Genomic DNA, 18,344 nt, shown 5'->3' on the forward strand with positions numbered 1-18,344 from the left:
GCCCTACCGGGCGCACGTGGCGCCGACTTGCTGTTCCACCGAATGCCAGGACCTAGTCTGCGCTGACTGCTCGGCGGCCTCCACCACGGCGGCCGCGGCTACCGCGTCATGAATATTGGAATTCAGCTCCGCCCCGCCGGCCACGGCCGCGAGAAATTTCTTGGCCTCGATGATCTTGAGATCATCAAACCCCATGGCATTGCCGGGACCAGGCTGAAAACGCGCATAGTCGCCGTATTTTGGCGAGGCAACGGTGGTGGTATATCCCTGCTCTTCGTTGGCACGCCCGAGCACCACCTGGAGCTCGTTCATGCGCTCGAAATCCCACTTCACCGACCCCTCGGTACCGTAGATTTCCAGCCGGTACCCACACTCGGGGCCCACCGCGACACGCGACGCTTCAATGGTGCCCACCGTCTTGAGCGCCCGGTCCGGCCCGGCGAACTGGACCAGCGCGGCTGCGTAGTCTTCGTTCTCAACCGCACCCAGCTCGCCTCCCTCGATCACGTCGAAATGCGTGCCGCGCCCCATCGATAGCTTCGGGCGGGCTTCAAACATGATGCTGGTCGCCGCGGTGACCTCGCTGATCGCCCCAACCGTGTACTGGCAGAGGTCTACCGCGTGACTGAAGAGGTCAGCCAGCACCCCGCTGCCAGCGAGCTTCCGTTCGAACCGCCACGACAATGCGCCGTTCGGCTCCGCCGCATAACCCGCCAAGAAGCTTGCCCGAACGTTGGTGATTTCGCCCAACCGCCCATCGACCACCAGCTGGCGCACGTGCTCGATGGCAGGGGCATGCCGGTAGTTGAACCCGATGGAGGTTTCCACTCCGTTCCGCTCGACAGCCGCTTGGATCGCGGCGGTCTCAGCAAGGCTTCGACCGGCCGGCTTTTCGATCCAGAAGTGCTTGCCTGCTTCGGCCGCCGCCACAGCCATCTCGGCATGGAGGAAGTTCGGCGCACAAATGGACACGACATCAACTTCAGGGTCGTTGAGCACCTCGCGGTAGTCCTTGGTTCCCCGCTCGAACCCCAGGACTGAGATCGCGAAGTCCACCCGGGACTGCTCGGCATCCGCGGCAATCACCAGTCGCGGAATGATGCCCAGTTCCGGATAAACGTATGGAACCGAGGTATAGGCGCGGGCGTGGAGTTTCCCCATCCACCCCACCGAAATCAGACCGACACCAATGCTTTTCTGCTCTGTCATTTTCACTCCTGCTGCTCTGCCGGGCTTCCCGGGGCGCATCGCCTAGATGCATCCTTCGACCAAAATTGGACCGTTCCACACAGACCTTATGAGCGCTTTGTCGAGTTAATCAATAAAAATCCCAAAGTTTTTTGTCAGGACAATTGGACAAGTAGACCTTCCTGTCCAACGAGCCATGTCGAAGGCTATTTTCAGCATTCAGCCAGCCACCCTTGAAACCCCATGTACCAAGGATTCGAGTGGCCTCGAGAGGCTGAAAAGCGCCGATTTTCAGCAGATTCCCACCACCCGGATGCCCAATTGGCGAACTTTCGGATATATTTGTCCTGTCAAAGCGACATTTGACGGCAAGGTCGCCAGACAAGGGAGTTAACCGTGAGCGCACCACTGAGCATCAAGATCGATCGATCTTCACCGATTCCCCTGTACCACCAGGTAGTGCAGGGGATTGAAAAGGCCATTCACGACGGATCGCTGGAATCCGGCTCCCGCCTTGAAAACGAAATCGAGCTTGCCCAGCGCCTGCGGCTCTCGCGTCCGACCATCCGCAAGGCCATGGACGATCTGGTCCAGTCCGGCCTCCTAGTCCGCAAGCGTGGTGTTGGGACGCAGGTCGTTTCCAGCCAGATCCGCCGTCATCTGGAGTTGTCTAGCCTGAACGACGACCTCGAACGGGCTGGCAAGAAGCCTTCCACGACCCTGCTGAGCTTCGAACACACGCAGGCCCCGGCCGAAATCCAGGAATTGCTGGCACTTCCCAAGGACGTTTCGGTTTACCACTTCACCCGACTGCGTTCAGCTGGAGGCAGCCCGCTGGCGCTGATGGAAAACTGGGTCCGCGACGACATCGTAGAGCTCAGCGAGGAATCGCTGCGCGAGCATGGCCTCTATGAGCTGCTGCGCAGCGCAGGTGTGAACTTCCGTCTGGCCCAGCAACGTATTGGTGCCACCATCGCCGACAAGTCGCAGGCCGAAGCGCTGGATACCGACAAGGGCTCCGCCCTGGTCACCATGCAGCGTACCGCCGTGGATGACACCGGACGCAATGTCGAAACCGGTTCCCACGTATACAGGGCTGATTCCTACAGCTTTGAAATGACCTTGGTGCAACGCTAGGCGTTTACGCACCGCTCCTGAAAGGAACGATGCATGACCGATTGGATTTACCCCGCCGGCTCCGCAGCCGACGGCGACTGGAGCGTTTCGCTCGGAGCCCATGATTCAACCATGTCCGTTGAGGGCTGGGCCCATACTGGGCTCAAAGTCGCAGAGCTATCCCCGGGACAGGTTCTCGAAATGGACGCCGCCGCCGAGGAACGTATCGTTGTTCCGCTTTCCGGGGGATCTTTCACTGCGACGGTTGACGGTCGGGAATACCAGCTCTCGGGTCGCAGTTCGGTATTCGCCGGGCCCGCAGACGTGCTCTACACCGGGATCGACACCACCCTGACGCTGGCCTCGGCCGGAGGCGGCCGCGTGGCAGTAGCTTTGGCGCCCGCGAAACAGCAGTACCCAACCCGGCTGATCACCTCCGAGCAGACCCCGGTCGAGTTGCGCGGCGCGGGCAACTGTTCGCGCCAGGTGCACAATTTCGGTACCCCCGCAGCGCTTGAAGCCGATCGCTTCATCGTCTGCGAGGTCATCACTCCCGCCGGCAATTGGTCTTCCTATCCTCCGCACAAGCACGATGAGGAGAAGGAGGGCGAGACCTCGCTGGAGGAGATCTACTACTTCGAAACACAACTGGCTGCCGGTATGCCGACGCCTGCGGCCACCGACCCCATCGGCTACGCCCGCGTGTACGCCTCCGACGAGCGCCCCATCGACGTGAATACCGAAGTTCGCACTGGCGACGTGGTGCTGGTTCCCTATGGCTGGCACGGCCCAGCGATGGCCGCTCCTGGCTACGATTTGTACTACTTGAACGTAATGGCAGGCCCTGGCCGCGTGCGCGACTGGCTGATCAGCGACGACCCGCATCATGGCTGGGTCCGGCAGACTTGGGACGAGCAGCAGATGGATCCACGACTTCCCTTCGGCTCTTAGCCTGGCAAGTACTGGAATTACGGCGATGGCCGGGATCGCTCTCGCGGTCCCGGCCATCGCCATACTTCGGTTTTCTTCTAGAGCATGCCAGCCCACGGCTCAAAGGCGGCGCGGAAGGCTTGTATTGCCTGAAGGCTGTCCCCACTGGCATAGGCTTCGAGGCCCACTGGGCCTTCGTAGCCCAGGCGTGATAATGCCGAGGCAACCGAACGGTAATTAATCTCCCCGGTGCCCGGCTCGCAGCGTCCGGGAACGTCAGCCACCTGCACCTCCCCGATATGCGGCAACGCGCGTTCCAGCAGCGCTATCAGATTGCCTTCGCCAATCTGCGCGTGATAGAGATCCAACATCATCTTCACCCGTGGATGCCCCACTGATTCCACCAGGGCCAAGGTGTCCTTGGCCCGGGCCAGCGGGATTCCAGGATGGTCCACAATGGTGTTCAGGTTCTCGAGAAGGAAACCGACGTCGTGTTCCTCCCCCAACTTGCCCAGCTCCTCCAGGGTTTTCGCAGCAGTCAGCCACATGTCTCCGGTGCTGCGGTAGCGCGGCACCGCGGCCTGCCCGTTGACCAGTTGAGCGGGGTGCACCACCAACCGGCTGATGCCCAGCCGGTGAGCGGTCGGGATCAGCTCGCGAGCGGACTCCACCACGCGATGGGCGGTCTCGGGATCGCACAGGCTTCCGTCGCTGTACCCGCTCATGGAGCCGAAACGCGCTCCACTGCGTTCCAGCGCCGCCAGGTCCTTGCCTTCGGTGTCCCACAGCTCAACCTCGAAGCCGGCTTCATGCAAGGCAGCGGCCCGCTGGTCGAGGGGAAGTTCGGTGAATACCATCTCTGCGCAGACGGCCAGCTTCCGGGTCATCCGGCCACCGCCAGGCGCGACGCGGCATCCAAGCGTACCGGTAGGCCGGATTCGTGGGATTCCAGGGCCGCGAGCGCAATCCGCAGAGCTGCGCGCGCGTCGGATCCTCCGGGCACCTCCAGCGCCGCGTGCGCGGTTCCCTGCCGGGTGCCGCGCACCTTGAGCACAAAAACGTCCAGCTGCTTGCGGTAGGCGTCGGCGAACAAGTCGATGTTCAGTCGAGAAGTTTCCGCCTGCGCACCCTGCGCGTCGAACAATATCGCGGATTGGTGGGCAGGCCCGCCGGCTTGGAGCATCCCTCCGCTGCCGAAGACCTCGCCGCGCACGTCGTACCCGTAGCTGGCGGAGAAACTTGCCTCCGCAATGGCGATGGCCCCATTGTCGTAGCGAACGGTGACGACCGCGGTATCCAGCAATCCGGAGTCCTTGTGTTCCGGGGCGACCAGCGCAGCGGCGACCGTATGCACTTCAACGGCCTGGGCGCCCGGATTAAGCCAATTCAGTGCATCGAAATCGTGGATCAGGGTTTCGGTGAAGATGACGTGGCTACGGATGGCACCGGCGTTGGGCAGTCCCCCGGCGACGGCCGGGTCGCGGGTCACCGAACGCAACAGCTGAACACGCCCAATGGCTCCGGCACGCACCTGCTCCCCGGCGTAGGCGAAATCCGCGGAGAACCGTCGGTTGAAACCGACCTGAAAAACTACCTGCGCTCGCTCGACCTCCTCCAGCGCCGCATCCAGATCGTTGACGGCATGCGCTGTCGGCTTTTCGCAGAAGACGTGTTTTCCGGCCCGCGCAGCCTGGGTGATGAGCTGCGCGTGGAACGCAGAAGGCGCTCCGATCACCACGGCGTCAACTTGTTCGTCTTCAAAGACGTCCTCGATGCGCTGCGTTGCCCGCGGGCAGCCGACTTCTGCTGCAAGGGCCGCCGCTCGGCCCTCGGCCGGATCCGCTACGGCATACAGCTGAGCGCCCGGAATATGGTCGGCCAGACTGCGGGCGTGGAAGGCCCCAATCCATCCGGTGCCAATCACGGCGATCCGCAGCGCCTCGGGCCGCTCGGACGGGATATTTTCGTAGCTCAACGTAGCCTCCTAGAACGTTCTAATTGATGTGTCGATACAAAGCATGGCACACTGGAGAGCACACGTCTAGAACGTTCTAGAAGAAAGTTTTGCGGTGACCGAAACCAAGCCATCCCAGAAGCGCCCGACCCTCGCGGACGTCGCTAGCAAAGCCGGCGTCTCAGTGGCGCTGGCGTCAATCGTGATGCGCAATGCCGAAGGAGCCAGCGAAGCCTCGCGGCAGAAGGTCAAAGATGCAGCCGCGGCGATGGGCTACCGACCGGATTCGCGCGCACGCTCGCTGCGCAGCCACCGCAGCCGGACATTGGGGCTGACCCTGATGCTGGGCGAACCGCTACATGCGGAACTCGCCGACGCCCTTTATGTCGAAGCGGAAAACAAAGGTTATGAGTTGATTTTAGGCGCAACTTCGGAGCGGCGGGATGAGCAGCGCACTATGGACACGCTCATCGATGCGGGGGTCGAGGGGATCATCGCGGTTTCCAGCTCACTGCCGCCAGCAGCCATGGCGCAGCTAGCCTCGCAGGTTCCGGTGGTCAGCCTGCTGCGAAACTACTCCGGCATTCCCTCGGTGCTCACCGACGAAGCTGCCGGCATTGAACAGCTTGTCAGCCATCTGGCCTCCGCCGGGCATACCAGGCTGCTGCACCTGAACGGCGGCGCCGCGGTGGCCGCTCGGCAACGCGCCGCGGCCTTCAACAGGGCGATCGAGGGCAGCAACGGGCAACTGCACGGAGAACAGGTACTCTCGGGTCCTTGCGAACAGGTCGCCGCCCAGGCGCTGGGTGATTATCTGGAACATTGCGACCCCACCCAGATGCCTACCGCGGTGCTCGCATTCAACGACCGCAGCGCCCTCGGTGCCCGTCAGACGCTGCTTTCCCGCGGGCTGCGCATCCCACAGGATGTGGCGCTGACGGGTTTTGACGACAGCGAGTTCGCCCGCCTGGCGTTTGCAGACCTCACTACCTCCCGCCAGGACGTCAACGCACTGGCCGCCTCCGCCATGGGCCTGGCAACGAACCCCGCGTCGAAGGTGCGCACGGTCAAGCACCCACCCCAGCTGGTCGTCCGCAGCAGCGCGCCGGGCGCCTGAAAGACCGGGCCCCGCAGCCCTTTCGGGACTGCGGAGCCCGGGAAAACGTGGTTCCGCGTCTAGGCTTCCTGCAGCGAGGAGTCGGCGATCTGCACTGCAGCTCCGGAAGACTGCGCCGAAGCCGCCACCGCGTCGAGGATTTCCATGTTGCGCACGCCGTCCGCGAAGGTGGCGCAACGTGGCAGCGACCGCTCTACGGAAAGCCCTGCGACTTCTTCGAGAAATGCCCGAGCCTGGTAGCCGAAGGCGTCGTTCTGGCCGAATCCGACCATCGGGGCGTCCATGGCCAGGCCGCCGCGCAGGTACGGGTGCTCTGGGCCCAGGATGATGCGGCGGTAGCCGTTGGTACGGTCTGATTCGCCGTGCAGGTACAGCTGAATCTCGGATGGCCGAGACTGGTCGAACACCGCAGCGCCGTTTTCGCAGAAGACCTCAACGATCAACGCATTGGCGTGTCCCGCGGCCACGCGGGACACCTGCAGGGTGCCGATGCCCTGTTCGAAGCGGACACCGAAAGAAGCCACGTCGTCGTTCTCTACTGGTTCGGTCACGTCGGAGACCTCGGCGTGATCGTGCCCCAGCACAGCGCCAAGCGGCAGCGGACGCTCGGTAATAACGGTGTCCAGCAGGCCGCCGGATACCGACCGGATCGGGCCGCAGAGGAATTCGGAGACATAGGTCAGGTGGCTTCCAACGTCGGCCAGCGCACCGGATCCGGCGCCGCCCTTGTAGCGCCAGCTCATCGGAGCCTGTGCATCGCAGCCGTAGTCGGTCCAGTAGCGGCCGGAAAAATGCAGCACCTTGCCCAGCGTGCCGTCCTGGATCAGGTTGCGGATCGCAGCCAGGCCCGGGGTGCGGTGGAAGGTGAAACCGATGCGGCCCAGCACGCCGCGGGCTTCGGCCTCGTCAGCGGCCTGCGCCATGGCGCGGGCGTCCTCCAGGGTGTCCGACAAGGGCTTTTCGCACAAAACGTGCTTCCCGGCGGCCAACAGGCCCTCGACGACCTCGCGGTGCATGGAGTTCGCGATCACCACGGACACCACGTCGATGTCATCGGCCTCGGCAATAGCCCGCCAGCTGGAATCATGGCGCTCGTAACCGAAACGATCCGCGGCGGCCTGGCCGAATTCGGCGTTGACATCGCCGATGGACACCAAACGGATCTCCGGCAGGGTCGGGCTGTACAGGGTACTGGCGGCGCGGTAGGCCGCAGCGTGGGCCTTGCCGGCCATGCCTGCACCGATGACGGCGACGCCGAGGGATTCCTTCATTTCTGCTCCTTGTTGAGTGCACCGCGGAATGCGGTTGGTTTACTAGTTTTAGGTCTGCGGCCGGACCGCAAGGACCGGCACGGGGGAATTCAGCAGGATGCGCTGGCTCAGGCTCCCCAAGAGGGCCTTGCCCATGGGTGAACGTTTGCGCAGGCCGATGACCACGCGGGTCACCGTCCGGTTTTCGGATATTTCCTCGAGCAGCGCGTCGACCGGATCCCGGTCCGCACGGCCTTCGCGTTCGATGGCCCGCCAGGAGATGTCGGTGGGAACATCTGCGGGCTTGATCGGAGTGAGGCCAAGGTTGAAGATAATCAGGTCCTCGCGCCGGGTGCGCGCTTCCTCGATCCCCGCGTGCAGGGCAAGTTCGCCTTCCCTGCTTTCTGCGACTGCAGCGATGATGCTCACGGGTTATCCCTTCACTTTTTCGATGAAACCGGTTTGGAATTCCTCTTCGAACTGCTCCAGAGATTTGTTCCCGGTCTCGGGAAGTTCCTTGTACAACACGATGACTGCCACGATGCCCACCGCGAAGAAGCAGTAGAACGTGCCGGCGATGCCGAGCCCTGCGATCATCGGCGGGAAGACGAAGGCGACTACCGCGTTAGCCAGCCACAACGCGGTCACCGCGGTGCCGGTGGCAAAGGTGCGGATTTTCAGAGGAAAGAGCTCCGAGAGGATCAGCCAAGACAGCGGGCCGATAGCGCCCTGCATGGAGATGACGAAGCATAGAACGAAGACCAGGATCATCCACATCTTCGCATCGCCTTCCGGCATGAGCGTTGCAGTCAGCGCGATCAGCAGATGGAAGGTGGTGGTCAGCACGAAGCCGGTGATGATCATCTTGCGGCGGGAGATCTTGTTGATCAGGAAGATGCAGATCAGCACGCCGGAAACCGAGAAGAAGCCGTTGAGGGTGTTGAAGACGATGGCTGCGTCTGCAGAGAAGCCTGCGTTCTGCAGCAACTGCGAACCGTAGTACATGACCGCGTTGATACCCGAGAACTGGGAGAACACACCGACCAGGGCTCCGATGATGACCAGTCGGCGCACCCACGGCACAGCCAGGTCGGACCAGCCCGCAGTCTGGGTTTTCTCCTCTTCCTGCGCCAGATGCTCGACTTCCGCGATTTCAGCTGCGGCACGTTCCTTGTCACGGACCTGTTCAAGAACCATCAGCGCGTGCTTGTGCTTGCCCTGGGAGATCAGCCATCGCGGTGATTCCGGCAGGAAGATCATGCCGACCAGCAGAGCGATCGCCGGGAGCACCGCCACAATGAGCATGTAGCGCCAGATGAAGTCATGGTGGCCCCAGATCTGGTAGATCACCGCGTTGATCACGAAGGCGGCGAACTGGCCGGAAACAATCATGACCTCATTGCGGGTCACCAGCGAGCCACGCTGTTCCTGCGGCGCGATCTCGGCCAGGTAGACCGGGACAATGGCCGAGGCCCCGCCCACGGCCAAACCGAGGATGAAACGGCCCAGCGCAAGAAGCTGCCACGTCGGGGCCAGCGAACACAAAACGGTTCCGACGACGAAGACGATGGCCAGGTACAAGATGGTTTTGCGCCGGCCTGCCTTGTCGGCCAGCCGGCCGCCGAGCAGTGCGCCGACTGCGGCGCCGAGGATCAGGATGCTGACAACAAAACCTTCGGTGGTGGCGTTGATCTGCAGCTCGCGGCGCAGCGGCTCCAGGGCGCCGTTGATCACGCCGGTATCGTAGCCGAAGAGCAGGCCGCCGAAGGTTGCCACGTAGGCGATGATTCCCAGACGCCGCGAGTGCGGCCCCTTGGTCAGCGGGGGCAGCTGATAATGGCTGCCCTTAGTTTTCGATGCCAACATGCGCTCCTTTGCCGCGGGCCACCATAAGGTGACTGCAATCACAAGTTCATTTGTTATGACATTACGTCATTAAGATCAACCGGGCAAGGCTAGTAACGACAAAGTTAACTTCTTTTTCTCCCCGTCAATGATTGCGCCAGGGCAGCGCAAAAGCACCGAAAAGCCATGCTCTTCGGTGCTTTTGCGCAGGATGGATTCCGGTTACGACAGCACGCCGACCTTCTGGATGTACTGCTTCATCGTGTCCATTTGGTAGCGCGCAACCTCGGCCGCGCGCTCGTTTTCTGCGAATACGCAGGTCGCCATGACGGTCTCTTCCCGGTCCAGGAATCCGTTGGAGGCCAGGCCGCCGAAGAATTCGTCCCAGTTCACATCACCATCGCCGATGCGCAGGTGCTGGTGCACGCGCACCGCGTTGCCCGGCGGGTTGGTGATGTACCGCAGGCCGTGCGAGGCGTTGTGGTTCAGGGTGTCGGCAACGTGGACCACGCGCAGGCGGTCTCCCGCCGCCTGCATGATTTCCAGCGGCTCGTCCTTCATATGGAAGGTGTGCGCGGCTACATATGCGAACCCGAAGTTCGGGGAATTGATCCCGCGGATCATCCGCCATCCGGCCAGGCCTTCTTCGACGAAATCGTCCGGATGCGGGTCGATGGCCACGTGGACACCTTCGCGCTCGATCAGCGGTACCAGTTCCTCCATGGAGCGGTAGAAGGCAGCTTCGGATTCCTCCGGTTGTTCAGGGCGTCCGGAGAACTCCGTATTCATCTGGGTGACACCCAGGTCGACGGTAATCTGCACGGCGCGCTTCCAGTAGCGCACCGAGGCTTCGCGGATGACCGGATCCGGGGAGGACCACTTGAGCACAGGCAGCACTGACGCGATCTCGACACCGTGCTTCTTGCATTCAGCGGCCAGCTTGGCCACCAGTTCGTCGTCGGCCTTAGGATGTGAAAAGAACGGCAGGAAGTCCTTGTGCGGAGTGATCTGCAGATAGTCGTACCCCAAATCCCGAGCCAGCTTGGGAAATTCCAACAGCGAGTGGCTGTGGTGGAACGGGGTGGGATCCAATGCAATTTTCATGGATTCGTCCTCTTAGGCGTAGAGCTCGGGCTTGTTCTGGAGTTTTACGTCAATCTTGGCACCGCTGTGCAGCGCTTCAACACCCGCCTCGCAGCAAGCTGCGGCGGCATAGCCGTCCCACGCGCTTGGTCCAGCGATTTCACCGCGCAGCGAGGCATCAACCCACGCTTGGACTTCGGTGTCATATGCCGCAATAAATCGTTCTTCGAATCCCGGAGTGACGTTGCCACCCCAGCGTCCTGCGCTGCGGATATAGGCCCCGGAGTCTCCGCCGATGTTCACGATGCCTTCTTCGAAGGAGGCTTCGGTGGCCACCTGGTAGCCGAACTTGGCCTGCACGAAGATCTCCACGTCGGCGAGCACACCGGATTCGGTTTCAATCAGCACGTGCTGCGGGTCGGCCAGCTTGCCGTCGTTGGTGCGGGTCTTCTTGCCGGTGCGCACCTGGACCGAGGTGATTTCCTCGCCGGTGAAGAAGCGGATCGCGTCGAATTCGTGGACCACGGAGTCTGCGATCATGTTTTCGCTGGTGAAACCCGGTGGAATGTCGGGGTTGCGGTGCTGATGGTGCAGCATTAACAGCTCACCCAGCTCGCCGCCGGCCACGAGGTTGCGCAACTGGATGTATTCCTTGTCGAAGCGGCGCATAAAGCCGACCTGGATGCGTTTGCTGCCCAGCGCGGCCTCGGCCTGCACGACCTCCCATGAGGTGGCAGCGTCCATGGTCAGCGGCTTTTCGCAGAGTACCGGAAGGTCACGCTGGAGGATTGCCAGCAGCGCATCCTTGTGCAGGAATCCTGGCGTGGCCAACAGGACCGCGTCCACCTCACCCGAATCCAGCGCCTGGTTCAGGTCGCTATATCCGGTGGCGCCCGGGATGCCCTCGATGGCGGCGTTCACCCGGTCCAGATCGATGTCCACCACTGCGGTCACTGCCGCCCCGGTAATACGGCGGTGGAGCCGCTGGATGTGGTCCGTGCCCATTCGGCCGGCTCCGACCACGGCAATACGCAGCGTCTGTGCCACGGCGTGTCCCTTCTGTGTGGTTTCCTGTCGTGCGGCGGGAACGGTTCCCGCAGTAGTAACGTTCATGGCGTAGGCCTTTCCAAGGGTTCTAGACGCGGGTCCGCGAGCCGCAGCTAAGCAGGTATTGGCGGGTTCGGGTGGCGATGGGCAGCGGAACCGAGAAATCGGCCACCGGGTACATGTCCTGCTCGACAATGCCGTAGATCGGCCTGCCCAGCGCTTCCACCTCGCGCAGCACCAGCTCCAGGTCCGGAATGCCAGCCGGGGGCTCGCACATGACGCCGGCCAAGTTGGCGGCGGCCCATGTCATGTCCTCGGCCCGCACCCGCTCCAGCACTACTGGGTCGACCTGCTTCAGGTGCAGGTAGCCGATGCGCTCCGGGTACTTGCGGATGAGCTCGAGACTGGAGGCCCCGCCGTACTCTGCATGGCCGGTATCCAAACACAGATTCGTGTACTCCGGGTTAGTCAGCGCCAAGAACTTCTCAATATCCGGCTGCCCGCAGACGTGGGAGTCCGCGTGCGAGTGGAACTGCTGTTTCAACCCGAAGTCCTCGGCCAGAATCCTGCCTAGGCGGTCGTGCCCGGCCGCCAGCGCCTCCCAGGCCGCATCGTCCAGAACACCGGATTCAATGGCCTGCCCGGTCACGTCGTCGCGCCACATCGCCGGAATGACCACGATGTTTTCACCGCCCACTGCAGCAGTCAGCTCGGCGACCTTGCGGGCCGGTTCCCAAGCTTCGTCCCAGGCGCCGGCCGAACCATCCACGCCGCGGTGGAATGCGGTGAAGACGGTCCCGGCGCTGACCTTCAGGTTGCGCTGGGCCAGCTCGTCGGCCAGCTTTGCAGGGTCTGCCGGCAGGTAGCCGTAGGGGCCGAGTTCGATGGTCCGGTATCCAGCCTCGACTACTTCATCAAGAAAACGCTGCCAGGGGGTCTGCTTCGCGTCGTCGGCGAACCAGACGCCCCATGAATCCGGGGCCGTGCCGATGGTGATGTTGTTCTGTGACATGGGTCTTTTCTCTTCATTCAAGCTGCCGGGGCGACCCGGCGTACGACGTTAGTTGGACGGGAAATTGAAGCTTGCGGTAGATGCCTGCGCAGGTTCGGGCCAGCGCTGGGTGACGGCCTTGCCGCGGGTGTAGAAGCGCACGCCGTCCGGACCGTAGATGTGGTGCTCGCCGAACAGCGAGTCCTTCCAGCCTCCGAAGGAGTGCCAGGCCACCGGAACCGGGAGCGGGATGTTCACTCCGACCATGCCCACGTGGATGCGGCGGGTGTAGGTGCGGGCGTGGGCGCCGGAGGATGTGAAGATCGCGGTGCCATTGCCGTACGGGTTCGCGTTGACCACTTCGATTGCTTCTTCCAGCGAAGCCACCCGCAGCACCACCAGCACCGGGCCGAAGATTTCCTCGGTGTAGGCGCTCATCTCGCGGCTGACCTTGTCCAGGATGGTCGGACCGACGAAGAATCCGTTCTCGTGGTCCTTGACCACCAGGTCGCGCCCGTCAAGAATCAGCGCGGCGCCGGCTTCTTCTGCCTCGCCGACGATCTTCTGCAGACGCGACTTGGAGGCCGGGGTGATGACCGGGCCCATGTCGGCCTTTTCGTCGAAACCGTGGGAGACGTTCACGCCGCGGCCGCGTTCGGCCAGCTTGTCCACCAGCGCGTCGGCGGCATCGCCCACGGCCACCGCCACGGAGATCGCCATGCAGCGCTGGCCCGCGGAGCCGAAGGCCGCGGCGTTGATGTGGTCCGCGGCCAGTTCCATGTCCGCATCCGGCATGATGACCGCATGGTTCTTCGCGCCGCCCAGTGCCTGGACGCGCTTGCCGTGCTTGGTGGCGGTCTCGTGTACGTACTTCGCGATCGGGGTGGAGCCCACGAAGGAGATGCCGTCTACGTCCGGGTGGGTCAGCAGCCCGTCCACGGTTTCCTTGCCGCCGTGCAGCACCTGGAATACGCCGTCCGGCAGGCCTGCCTGCTTGAACAGCTCCGCGATCAGCAGTGCCGCGGACGGGTCACGTTCAGAGGGCTTGAGGATGAAGGCGTTGCCGGTGGCAATGGCCACCGGAGCCATCCACAGCGGCACCATGACCGGGAAGTTGAACGGGGTGATGCCTGCGACGACGCCCAGCGGCTGCCGGAAGGAGAACACGTCGATTCCGCCCGAGACCTGGTCGGAGAATTCGCCCTTGAGCGCCTGCGAGATGCCGCAGGCGAATTCGACAACCTCGATGCCGCGGCCTATTTCGCCTGCGGCGTCCGAGAGCACCTTGCCGTGCTCGCTGGTGACGATGCGGGCCAGCTCGTCGGTGTGTTCGGTCAGCAGCTGCTGGAAGCGGAAGAGGATCTTGGTTCGCTTGACCAGCGAGGTCTCGGACCAGGATGCGGCGGCGGCCACGGCAGCGGCCACGGTTTCATCCAGGTCGGCTGGGCTGGCCAAGCGAAGCTGGCCGGTGACCTCGCCAGTGGCCGGGTTGTAGACCGGGTGGGTTTCGGTGCCGGCGCCAGCTGTGGCTTTGCCGTTGATGAAATGGAGGATTTCGGTGACTTCGGTGGCGATTGCGCTCATGGTGTGTTGTTCTTTCCTTAATTCAAGAATTGTTGCTTAGCCCAGGTACGGCTTCTGGCGGGCCTTGTGGCTCTCGTAGACTTCTCGAGCCTTGAGCGTGGAATCCAGTTCTGCGACTTCCGATACCGGAACGTCCCACCAGGATTCGCTCGACGGGGCATCGGCGTAGAGGTCCGATTCAATGTGGATGAGGATCGGCCCCGATCCTTCCGGGGCTGCCTTGGCCTCGGCCACCGCAGCGGCCAAGTCGTCGATGGCGTTGTGTCCCGGTGCGATGCGGATGACCTTGACGCCCAGCGACTCGGCGTTGGCCGCCAGGTCGATGGGCAGCGTCTCGCCTTCGTCAAAGGAATGTGCGCCCGCATCCAGCTTGCGGTACTTGGTGCCGAAGCGCTGGGAGCCCAGCGATTCGGATAGCGAGCCGATGGAAGCGTAACCGTGGTTCTGGATCAGCACCGTAATCAGCTTGATGCCCTCGGCCACTGCGGTGACCAGCTCGGTGTGCATCATCAGGTAGGACCCGTCGCCGACCATGACGACCACGTCGCGGTTCTCCGCCGCGCCGCGCGCGGCTTCGTCGAGCACCGCACGCTTCAGCCCCAGGCCGCCGGCGATCTCGTAGCCCATGCAGGAGAAGCCGTATTCCACGTGATATCCGAAGGGATCCGAGACCCTCCACATCTTGTGCAGATCGCCCGGAAGCGAACCGGCAGCGCAGACCACCACATCGCGTGGGTCCATGGCCCCGTTGACTGCGCCGATGATCGAGTTCTGGCTGACCAGCGGGCTGAATCGCTCGGCGAAGGCTGCATCCACGGTGGCGTCCCAGCGCTTTTTCTCTTGTGCGGTCGCCACTTCCAGGGCCCCCTCCACGCTGTAGCCGCTCAGCTCCTCGCGCAGGGCGACCAACGCCTTACGCGCATCGGCCACGACCGGCAGCACGGTGGCATGCTTGTAGGCGTCCAACGCCGCTACGTTGATGTTCACGAACTTCACGTCAGGGTTCTGGAACGCAGTGCGGCTAGCGGTGGTGAAGTCCTCGTAGCGAGTGCCGATGCCGATCACCAGGTCCGCCTCGGCGGCCAAGGCGTTGGCGGCAGTGGTGCCGGTGGAGCCGATGGCGCCCAGCGAGTACTTGGAATCCCATGGGAGCACGCCCACGCCGGCCTGCGTGTTACCCACCGGGATGCCGGTGGCCTCGCAGAAGGCAGCGAGCTCGTCGGTGGCGAATGCGTAAAGCACACCGCCTCCGGCCACGATCAGCGGACGCTTTGCCTCGCGGATCATGCGCGCGGCCTGGGCAACATCTTCCGATTCCGGCGCGGGGCGACGGATCCTCCACTCGCGTTCGGCGAAGAATTCCTCGGGGAAGTCGAATGCCTCGGCCTGCACGTCCTGCGGCAGGGAAATGGTCACCGCACCGGTTTCCGCTGGGTCGGTGAGTACTCTCAGCCCGTGGTGGAGTGCGCTGGCCAGCTGCTCCGGCCGGTTGACACGGTCGAAATACTTGGACAGCGGGCGGAATGCGTCGTTGACCGTGATGTCGTAGCCATGGGGCATTTCGAGTTGCTGGAGCACCGGGTCCGCGGCACGGGTGGCGAAAGTATCCGAAGGCAACAGGAGCACCGGCAGACGGTTCGCCGTGGCAAGCGCCGCACCAGTGAGAAGGTTTGAGGAGCCCGGGCCGATGGAAGTGGACACCGCGTAGGTGGCTCGGCGCCGGGTGTGCCGTGCGTAGGCAACAGCCTGATGGGACTGCGCTTGTTCATTGCGCCCCTGGTAGTAGGGCATCAGTGAAGCGTCCTTGGCCTGCCACTGCTTCAGTGCCTGGCCAACGCCGGCCACGTTGCCGTGCCCGAAGATTCCGAACATGCCCGGAATCAGGCGTTCGCGGTACCGCTCCCCGGCGACGGTGTCGACGGTGTACTGGCGGCCCAGGAACTCCACAACCGCCTGAGCGACGGTCATTCTGCGGGTAGTCATGGTGTTCGTTTTCTCCTTAGTTTCCGGCAGGTGCGATGACGGAAGGTTCGATATCCGCCGTGGCGGGGGTGTGGTTCAGCAGCGATGCGGCGGTGGCCACGGCTCCGGCTACATCCCCGTCCGCCGGATACAGCAGTGTGCGGCCAACGGTGAGGCCTTGGACTCCGGGCTGGGCCAGGGCGTCGCGCCAGCTGGCGAATACCTCCTCTGGGCTACCGGCAGGGTCACCGCCCAGCAGGACCGTGGGCAGCGTGGTGGAGGACATCACCCTGTCCATCTCCGCGACAACTGGGATTTTCAGCCATGTGTAGGCGCTGGATTCGCCCAGGCTGGAGGCTATTCCCATGGACTTGATGACGGCATCGGGGCTCAGGTCATTGGAGACCCTGCCCTCGATGCGGCGCGAGATAAACGGCTCCACCATGGCTACCAACCCGTGGGTGGCCAAGTCCGAAACCGCATGGGCGGTGGCTTCCAGGGTTGCGACGGTGTCGGTGTCCTCGTAGCTGATGCGGGTGAGCATCTTGCCTCCGTCGGCGCCGATCGCAGCCAAGGCCGAAGCAGTGTGGCCCGTGAAACGGTCGTCCAGCTCGTTGACAAGCCCCGTCAGTCCACCGCGGTTCATCGAGCCGAACACCAGTTTCCCATCCAGGGCTCCCAGCAGCAGCAAGTCGTCCAAGATGTCAGGGGAGGCCAGCACGCCGTCGCAGGCAGGGTTTTCCAGCGCGATCTGCAGCCGGTCCAGCAGCTCGCGGCGATCGGCCATGGCCATGCGGCGGCTGCCTACCGACAGGGCTCCGCGGGCCGGGTGGTCGGCGGCGATGATGAAGTTCTGCACACCGAGCTTGGCGCCGGTGTGGCGCAGACGCCGGTCCGCCGCGCGTTGCACAGCCTGCGGATCCTCCAGCCGCTGCCGGGTCAGCGACTCATAGCGGCGCGGGTCTTCACGGTCGATCCGTGATTCGAATGCCTGGCTCATGGTCTACACCAAGTCCTTCTGCGAGTTGGGAACGGTGCGGCCGCGCTCGGCCAGCAGCGAGATGACTTCAGCAGTGGTGGGCATCGCGTCCGAGCAGGCGACCTTCGATGCCACGATGGCGCCAGCCGCGTTGGCGAAGTCCAGCACCTGCTCCAACGGCCAGCCCGCCAGCAGCCCATGGCAGAAGGCTCCCCCGAAGGAGTCCCCGGCACCCAGCCCGTTGGCGGTCTGCACCGGCACGGGTGCGGAGACGATGCGCTCGGTTCGGGTCTTTGCCATGACTCCTTCAGGGCCCAGCTTGACCACAGCGATCTGCACTCCCGCAGCCAGCAGCCGGTCGGCCTGTTCGTCTGGCGTACCCTCGCCGACTGCCACCGCGCATTCCGTGTCGTTGCCGATCGCAACCGTGGCATAGGGCAGCACCCGGGCGACCTGCTCGCGAGCCTGCTCCACCGAGTCCCAGAACATCGGGCGGTAGTCCAGGTCGAGGATCGTGTGCTGTCCTGCGGAAAGCGCCTCGACGGGGCGGGCTTCATGGGCCGCGATCTGCGCCGAGCGCGAAGGTTCGCGACTCAAGCCAGTAACGGTGGACCAGAAGATTCCTGCACCGCGGATAGCGTCCAGATCCAGTGCGTCGGGTTCGATGTTCCAGTCCGGCGCCATGGGGAAGCGTCCATAGAAGTACAGCGGGAAGTCTTCCGGCGGCTGGATGGCACAGAAAGTCACCGGCGTCTGCAACGAGTCGTCACGAGCAACCAGTGTGCGGTCGACGCCGAACTTGTCCAGTTCGCGCTCCAGGAACGTTCCGAAGTCGTCGTCGCCAACCTTGGTGATGACACCTGCTGCACGTCCGTGCCGGGCTGCGGCGACCGCGACGTTGGTCGCAGACCCGCCTAGGTATTTGCCGAATGAGGTGACATCGGCCAGGGGGACTCCGATGTCATTGGGGTAGACGTCAACGCTGATGCGTCCGAGGGTGAGTACGTCGTAGGTCACGCAGATCGACGTCCTTTCGTTCCAGAAGTTCATGTGGTCCAGCCCGCCAATTCACTGTGAGGCGAGGCACACATAACACTTTGCACGAAAAAGTTTGGCCTGTCAAAGGTTTGTACTGACATATTGACAAGTGTCGTCACTTTGAATGGACAACCCCCGGAATTCCGCGGTTTTTCCGCAACAGCTCTGGGGCAACCAACCCAGATCTTGCAAAAGTATTGTTTGTCCTATCATTCTTACCTAGTATGCTTTCGTAGTGCGGGTCACAGGAGCCCGCGCAC

16 protein-coding genes are annotated in these 18,344 nt (G+C 63.2%); 3 read left to right on the forward strand and 13 right to left on the reverse strand.

Annotated elements, in window-relative coordinates; all coding sequences use genetic code 11:
- Positions 1–3 precede the first annotated feature (3 nt).
- Entirely contained in the window at positions 4–1,209 is a 1,206-nt protein-coding gene (locus RF641_RS11680) for a Gfo/Idh/MocA family protein (RefSeq protein ID WP_424573240.1), read from the reverse strand.
- A gap of 375 nt (positions 1,210–1,584) precedes the next feature.
- Here RF641_RS11680 and RF641_RS11685 point away from each other — a divergent pair, with 375 nt between their 5' ends.
- Together RF641_RS11685 and iolB are read left to right on the forward strand one after the other, a co-directional pair.
- Positions 1,585–2,325, forward strand: coding sequence for a GntR family transcriptional regulator (locus RF641_RS11685; RefSeq protein ID WP_120991730.1), 741 nt, complete (start codon positions 1,585–1,587; stop codon positions 2,323–2,325).
- Positions 2,326–2,358: 33 nt separating this feature from the next.
- Positions 2,359–3,255, forward strand: a complete 897-nt coding sequence (gene iolB / locus RF641_RS11690) for a 5-deoxy-glucuronate isomerase (RefSeq protein WP_120991729.1) — start codon at positions 2,359–2,361, stop codon at positions 3,253–3,255.
- A gap of 77 nt (positions 3,256–3,332) precedes the next feature.
- Here the strand turns inward: iolB and RF641_RS11695 are convergent, their stop codons facing one another.
- Both RF641_RS11695 and RF641_RS11700 read right to left on the reverse strand, forming a co-directional pair.
- Complete coding sequence (locus tag RF641_RS11695; RefSeq protein WP_053799144.1) at positions 3,333–4,121, reverse strand: TIM barrel protein; 789 nt, start codon at positions 4,119–4,121, stop codon at positions 3,333–3,335.
- Entirely contained in the window at positions 4,118–5,209 is a 1,092-nt protein-coding gene (locus tag RF641_RS11700) for a Gfo/Idh/MocA family oxidoreductase (protein ID WP_424573241.1), read from the reverse strand. Before RF641_RS11700 ends, RF641_RS11695 begins: the two co-directional genes overlap by 4 nt.
- A 94-nt stretch (positions 5,210–5,303) precedes the next feature.
- On the opposite strand from RF641_RS11700, the gene RF641_RS11705 reads away from it, so the two are divergent.
- Entirely contained in the window at positions 5,304–6,305 is a 1,002-nt protein-coding gene (locus RF641_RS11705; RefSeq protein WP_424573242.1) for a LacI family DNA-binding transcriptional regulator, read from the forward strand.
- A gap of 59 nt (positions 6,306–6,364) precedes the next feature.
- On the opposite strand, the gene RF641_RS11710 is transcribed toward RF641_RS11705, so the two are convergent.
- The 10 genes from RF641_RS11710 to iolC all read right to left on the reverse strand — a co-directional run bounded on the left by RF641_RS11710 (position 6,365) and on the right by iolC (position 18,063).
- The gene (locus RF641_RS11710; protein ID WP_120991726.1) at positions 6,365–7,576 is read right to left on the reverse strand and encodes a Gfo/Idh/MocA family protein; all 1,212 of its coding nucleotides are present in this window, start codon (positions 7,574–7,576) and stop codon (positions 6,365–6,367) included.
- Between the two features lie 48 nt (positions 7,577–7,624).
- Entirely contained in the window at positions 7,625–7,984 is a 360-nt protein-coding gene (locus RF641_RS11715; protein ID WP_053799140.1) for a universal stress protein, read from the reverse strand.
- Between the two features lie 3 nt (positions 7,985–7,987).
- Positions 7,988–9,418 (reverse strand): sugar porter family MFS transporter, encoded by a 1,431-nt coding sequence (locus tag RF641_RS11720; protein WP_424573243.1) that lies wholly within the window; start codon positions 9,416–9,418, stop codon positions 7,988–7,990.
- Between the two features lie 204 nt (positions 9,419–9,622).
- Positions 9,623–10,504, reverse strand: a complete 882-nt coding sequence (locus tag RF641_RS11725) for a sugar phosphate isomerase/epimerase family protein (protein WP_120991724.1) — start codon at positions 10,502–10,504, stop codon at positions 9,623–9,625.
- Between the two features lie 12 nt (positions 10,505–10,516).
- On the reverse strand, positions 10,517–11,530 hold the full coding sequence (locus tag RF641_RS11730) for a Gfo/Idh/MocA family protein (RefSeq protein ID WP_053799137.1): 1,014 nt from the start codon (positions 11,528–11,530) through the stop codon (positions 10,517–10,519).
- Positions 11,531–11,618: 88 nt separating this feature from the next.
- Positions 11,619–12,542, reverse strand: a complete 924-nt coding sequence (locus RF641_RS11735) for a sugar phosphate isomerase/epimerase family protein (protein ID WP_424573244.1) — start codon at positions 12,540–12,542, stop codon at positions 11,619–11,621.
- Positions 12,543–12,590: 48 nt separating this feature from the next.
- Positions 12,591–14,105, reverse strand: a complete 1,515-nt coding sequence (locus RF641_RS11740; protein ID WP_424573245.1) for a CoA-acylating methylmalonate-semialdehyde dehydrogenase — start codon at positions 14,103–14,105, stop codon at positions 12,591–12,593.
- 36 nt (positions 14,106–14,141) lie between these two features.
- Positions 14,142–16,073 carry a 3D-(3,5/4)-trihydroxycyclohexane-1,2-dione acylhydrolase (decyclizing) gene (gene iolD / locus RF641_RS11745; RefSeq protein ID WP_424573260.1) on the reverse strand — a complete coding sequence of 644 codons (1,932 nt, stop codon included), beginning with the start codon at positions 16,071–16,073 and terminating at the stop codon, positions 14,142–14,144.
- A gap of 31 nt (positions 16,074–16,104) precedes the next feature.
- Positions 16,105–17,067 carry a Cgl0159 family (beta/alpha)8-fold protein gene (locus RF641_RS11750; RefSeq protein ID WP_120991720.1) on the reverse strand — a complete coding sequence of 321 codons (963 nt, stop codon included), beginning with the start codon at positions 17,065–17,067 and terminating at the stop codon, positions 16,105–16,107.
- A 3-nt stretch (positions 17,068–17,070) separates the two neighbouring features.
- Positions 17,071–18,063 carry a 5-dehydro-2-deoxygluconokinase gene (gene iolC / locus RF641_RS11755; RefSeq protein ID WP_053799514.1) on the reverse strand — a complete coding sequence of 331 codons (993 nt, stop codon included), beginning with the start codon at positions 18,061–18,063 and terminating at the stop codon, positions 17,071–17,073.
- Between the last annotated feature and the right edge of the window lie 281 nt (positions 18,064–18,344).

Origin of the sequence: Arthrobacter sp. 'calajunan' (assembly GCF_046940185.1) — a bacterium.
Taxonomy (GTDB): domain Bacteria; phylum Actinomycetota; class Actinomycetes; order Actinomycetales; family Micrococcaceae; genus Glutamicibacter; species Glutamicibacter soli.

What these genes read in the sequence shown, in the direction of transcription:
- RF641_RS11740 (WP_424573245.1), bottom strand. Translation starts at nt 14,105, where the DNA reads ATGAGCGCAATCGCCACCGAAGTCACCGAAATCCTCCATTTCATCAAC.
- iolB (WP_120991729.1), top strand. Translation starts at nt 2,359, where the DNA reads ATGACCGATTGGATTTACCCCGCCGGCTCCGCAGCCGACGGCGACTGG.
- RF641_RS11735 (WP_424573244.1), bottom strand. Translation starts at nt 12,542, where the DNA reads ATGTCACAGAACAACATCACCATCGGCACGGCCCCGGATTCATGGGGC.
- iolD (WP_424573260.1), bottom strand. Translation starts at nt 16,073, where the DNA reads ATGACCGTCGCTCAGGCGGTTGTGGAGTTCCTGGGCCGCCAGTACACC.
- RF641_RS11710 (WP_120991726.1), bottom strand. Translation starts at nt 7,576, where the DNA reads ATGAAGGAATCCCTCGGCGTCGCCGTCATCGGTGCAGGCATGGCCGGC.
- RF641_RS11725 (WP_120991724.1), bottom strand. Translation starts at nt 10,504, where the DNA reads ATGAAAATTGCATTGGATCCCACCCCGTTCCACCACAGCCACTCGCTG.
- RF641_RS11750 (WP_120991720.1), bottom strand. Translation starts at nt 17,067, where the DNA reads ATGAGCCAGGCATTCGAATCACGGATCGACCGTGAAGACCCGCGCCGC.
- RF641_RS11695 (WP_053799144.1), bottom strand. Translation starts at nt 4,121, where the DNA reads ATGACCCGGAAGCTGGCCGTCTGCGCAGAGATGGTATTCACCGAACTT.
- RF641_RS11680 (WP_424573240.1), bottom strand. Translation starts at nt 1,209, where the DNA reads ATGACAGAGCAGAAAAGCATTGGTGTCGGTCTGATTTCGGTGGGGTGG.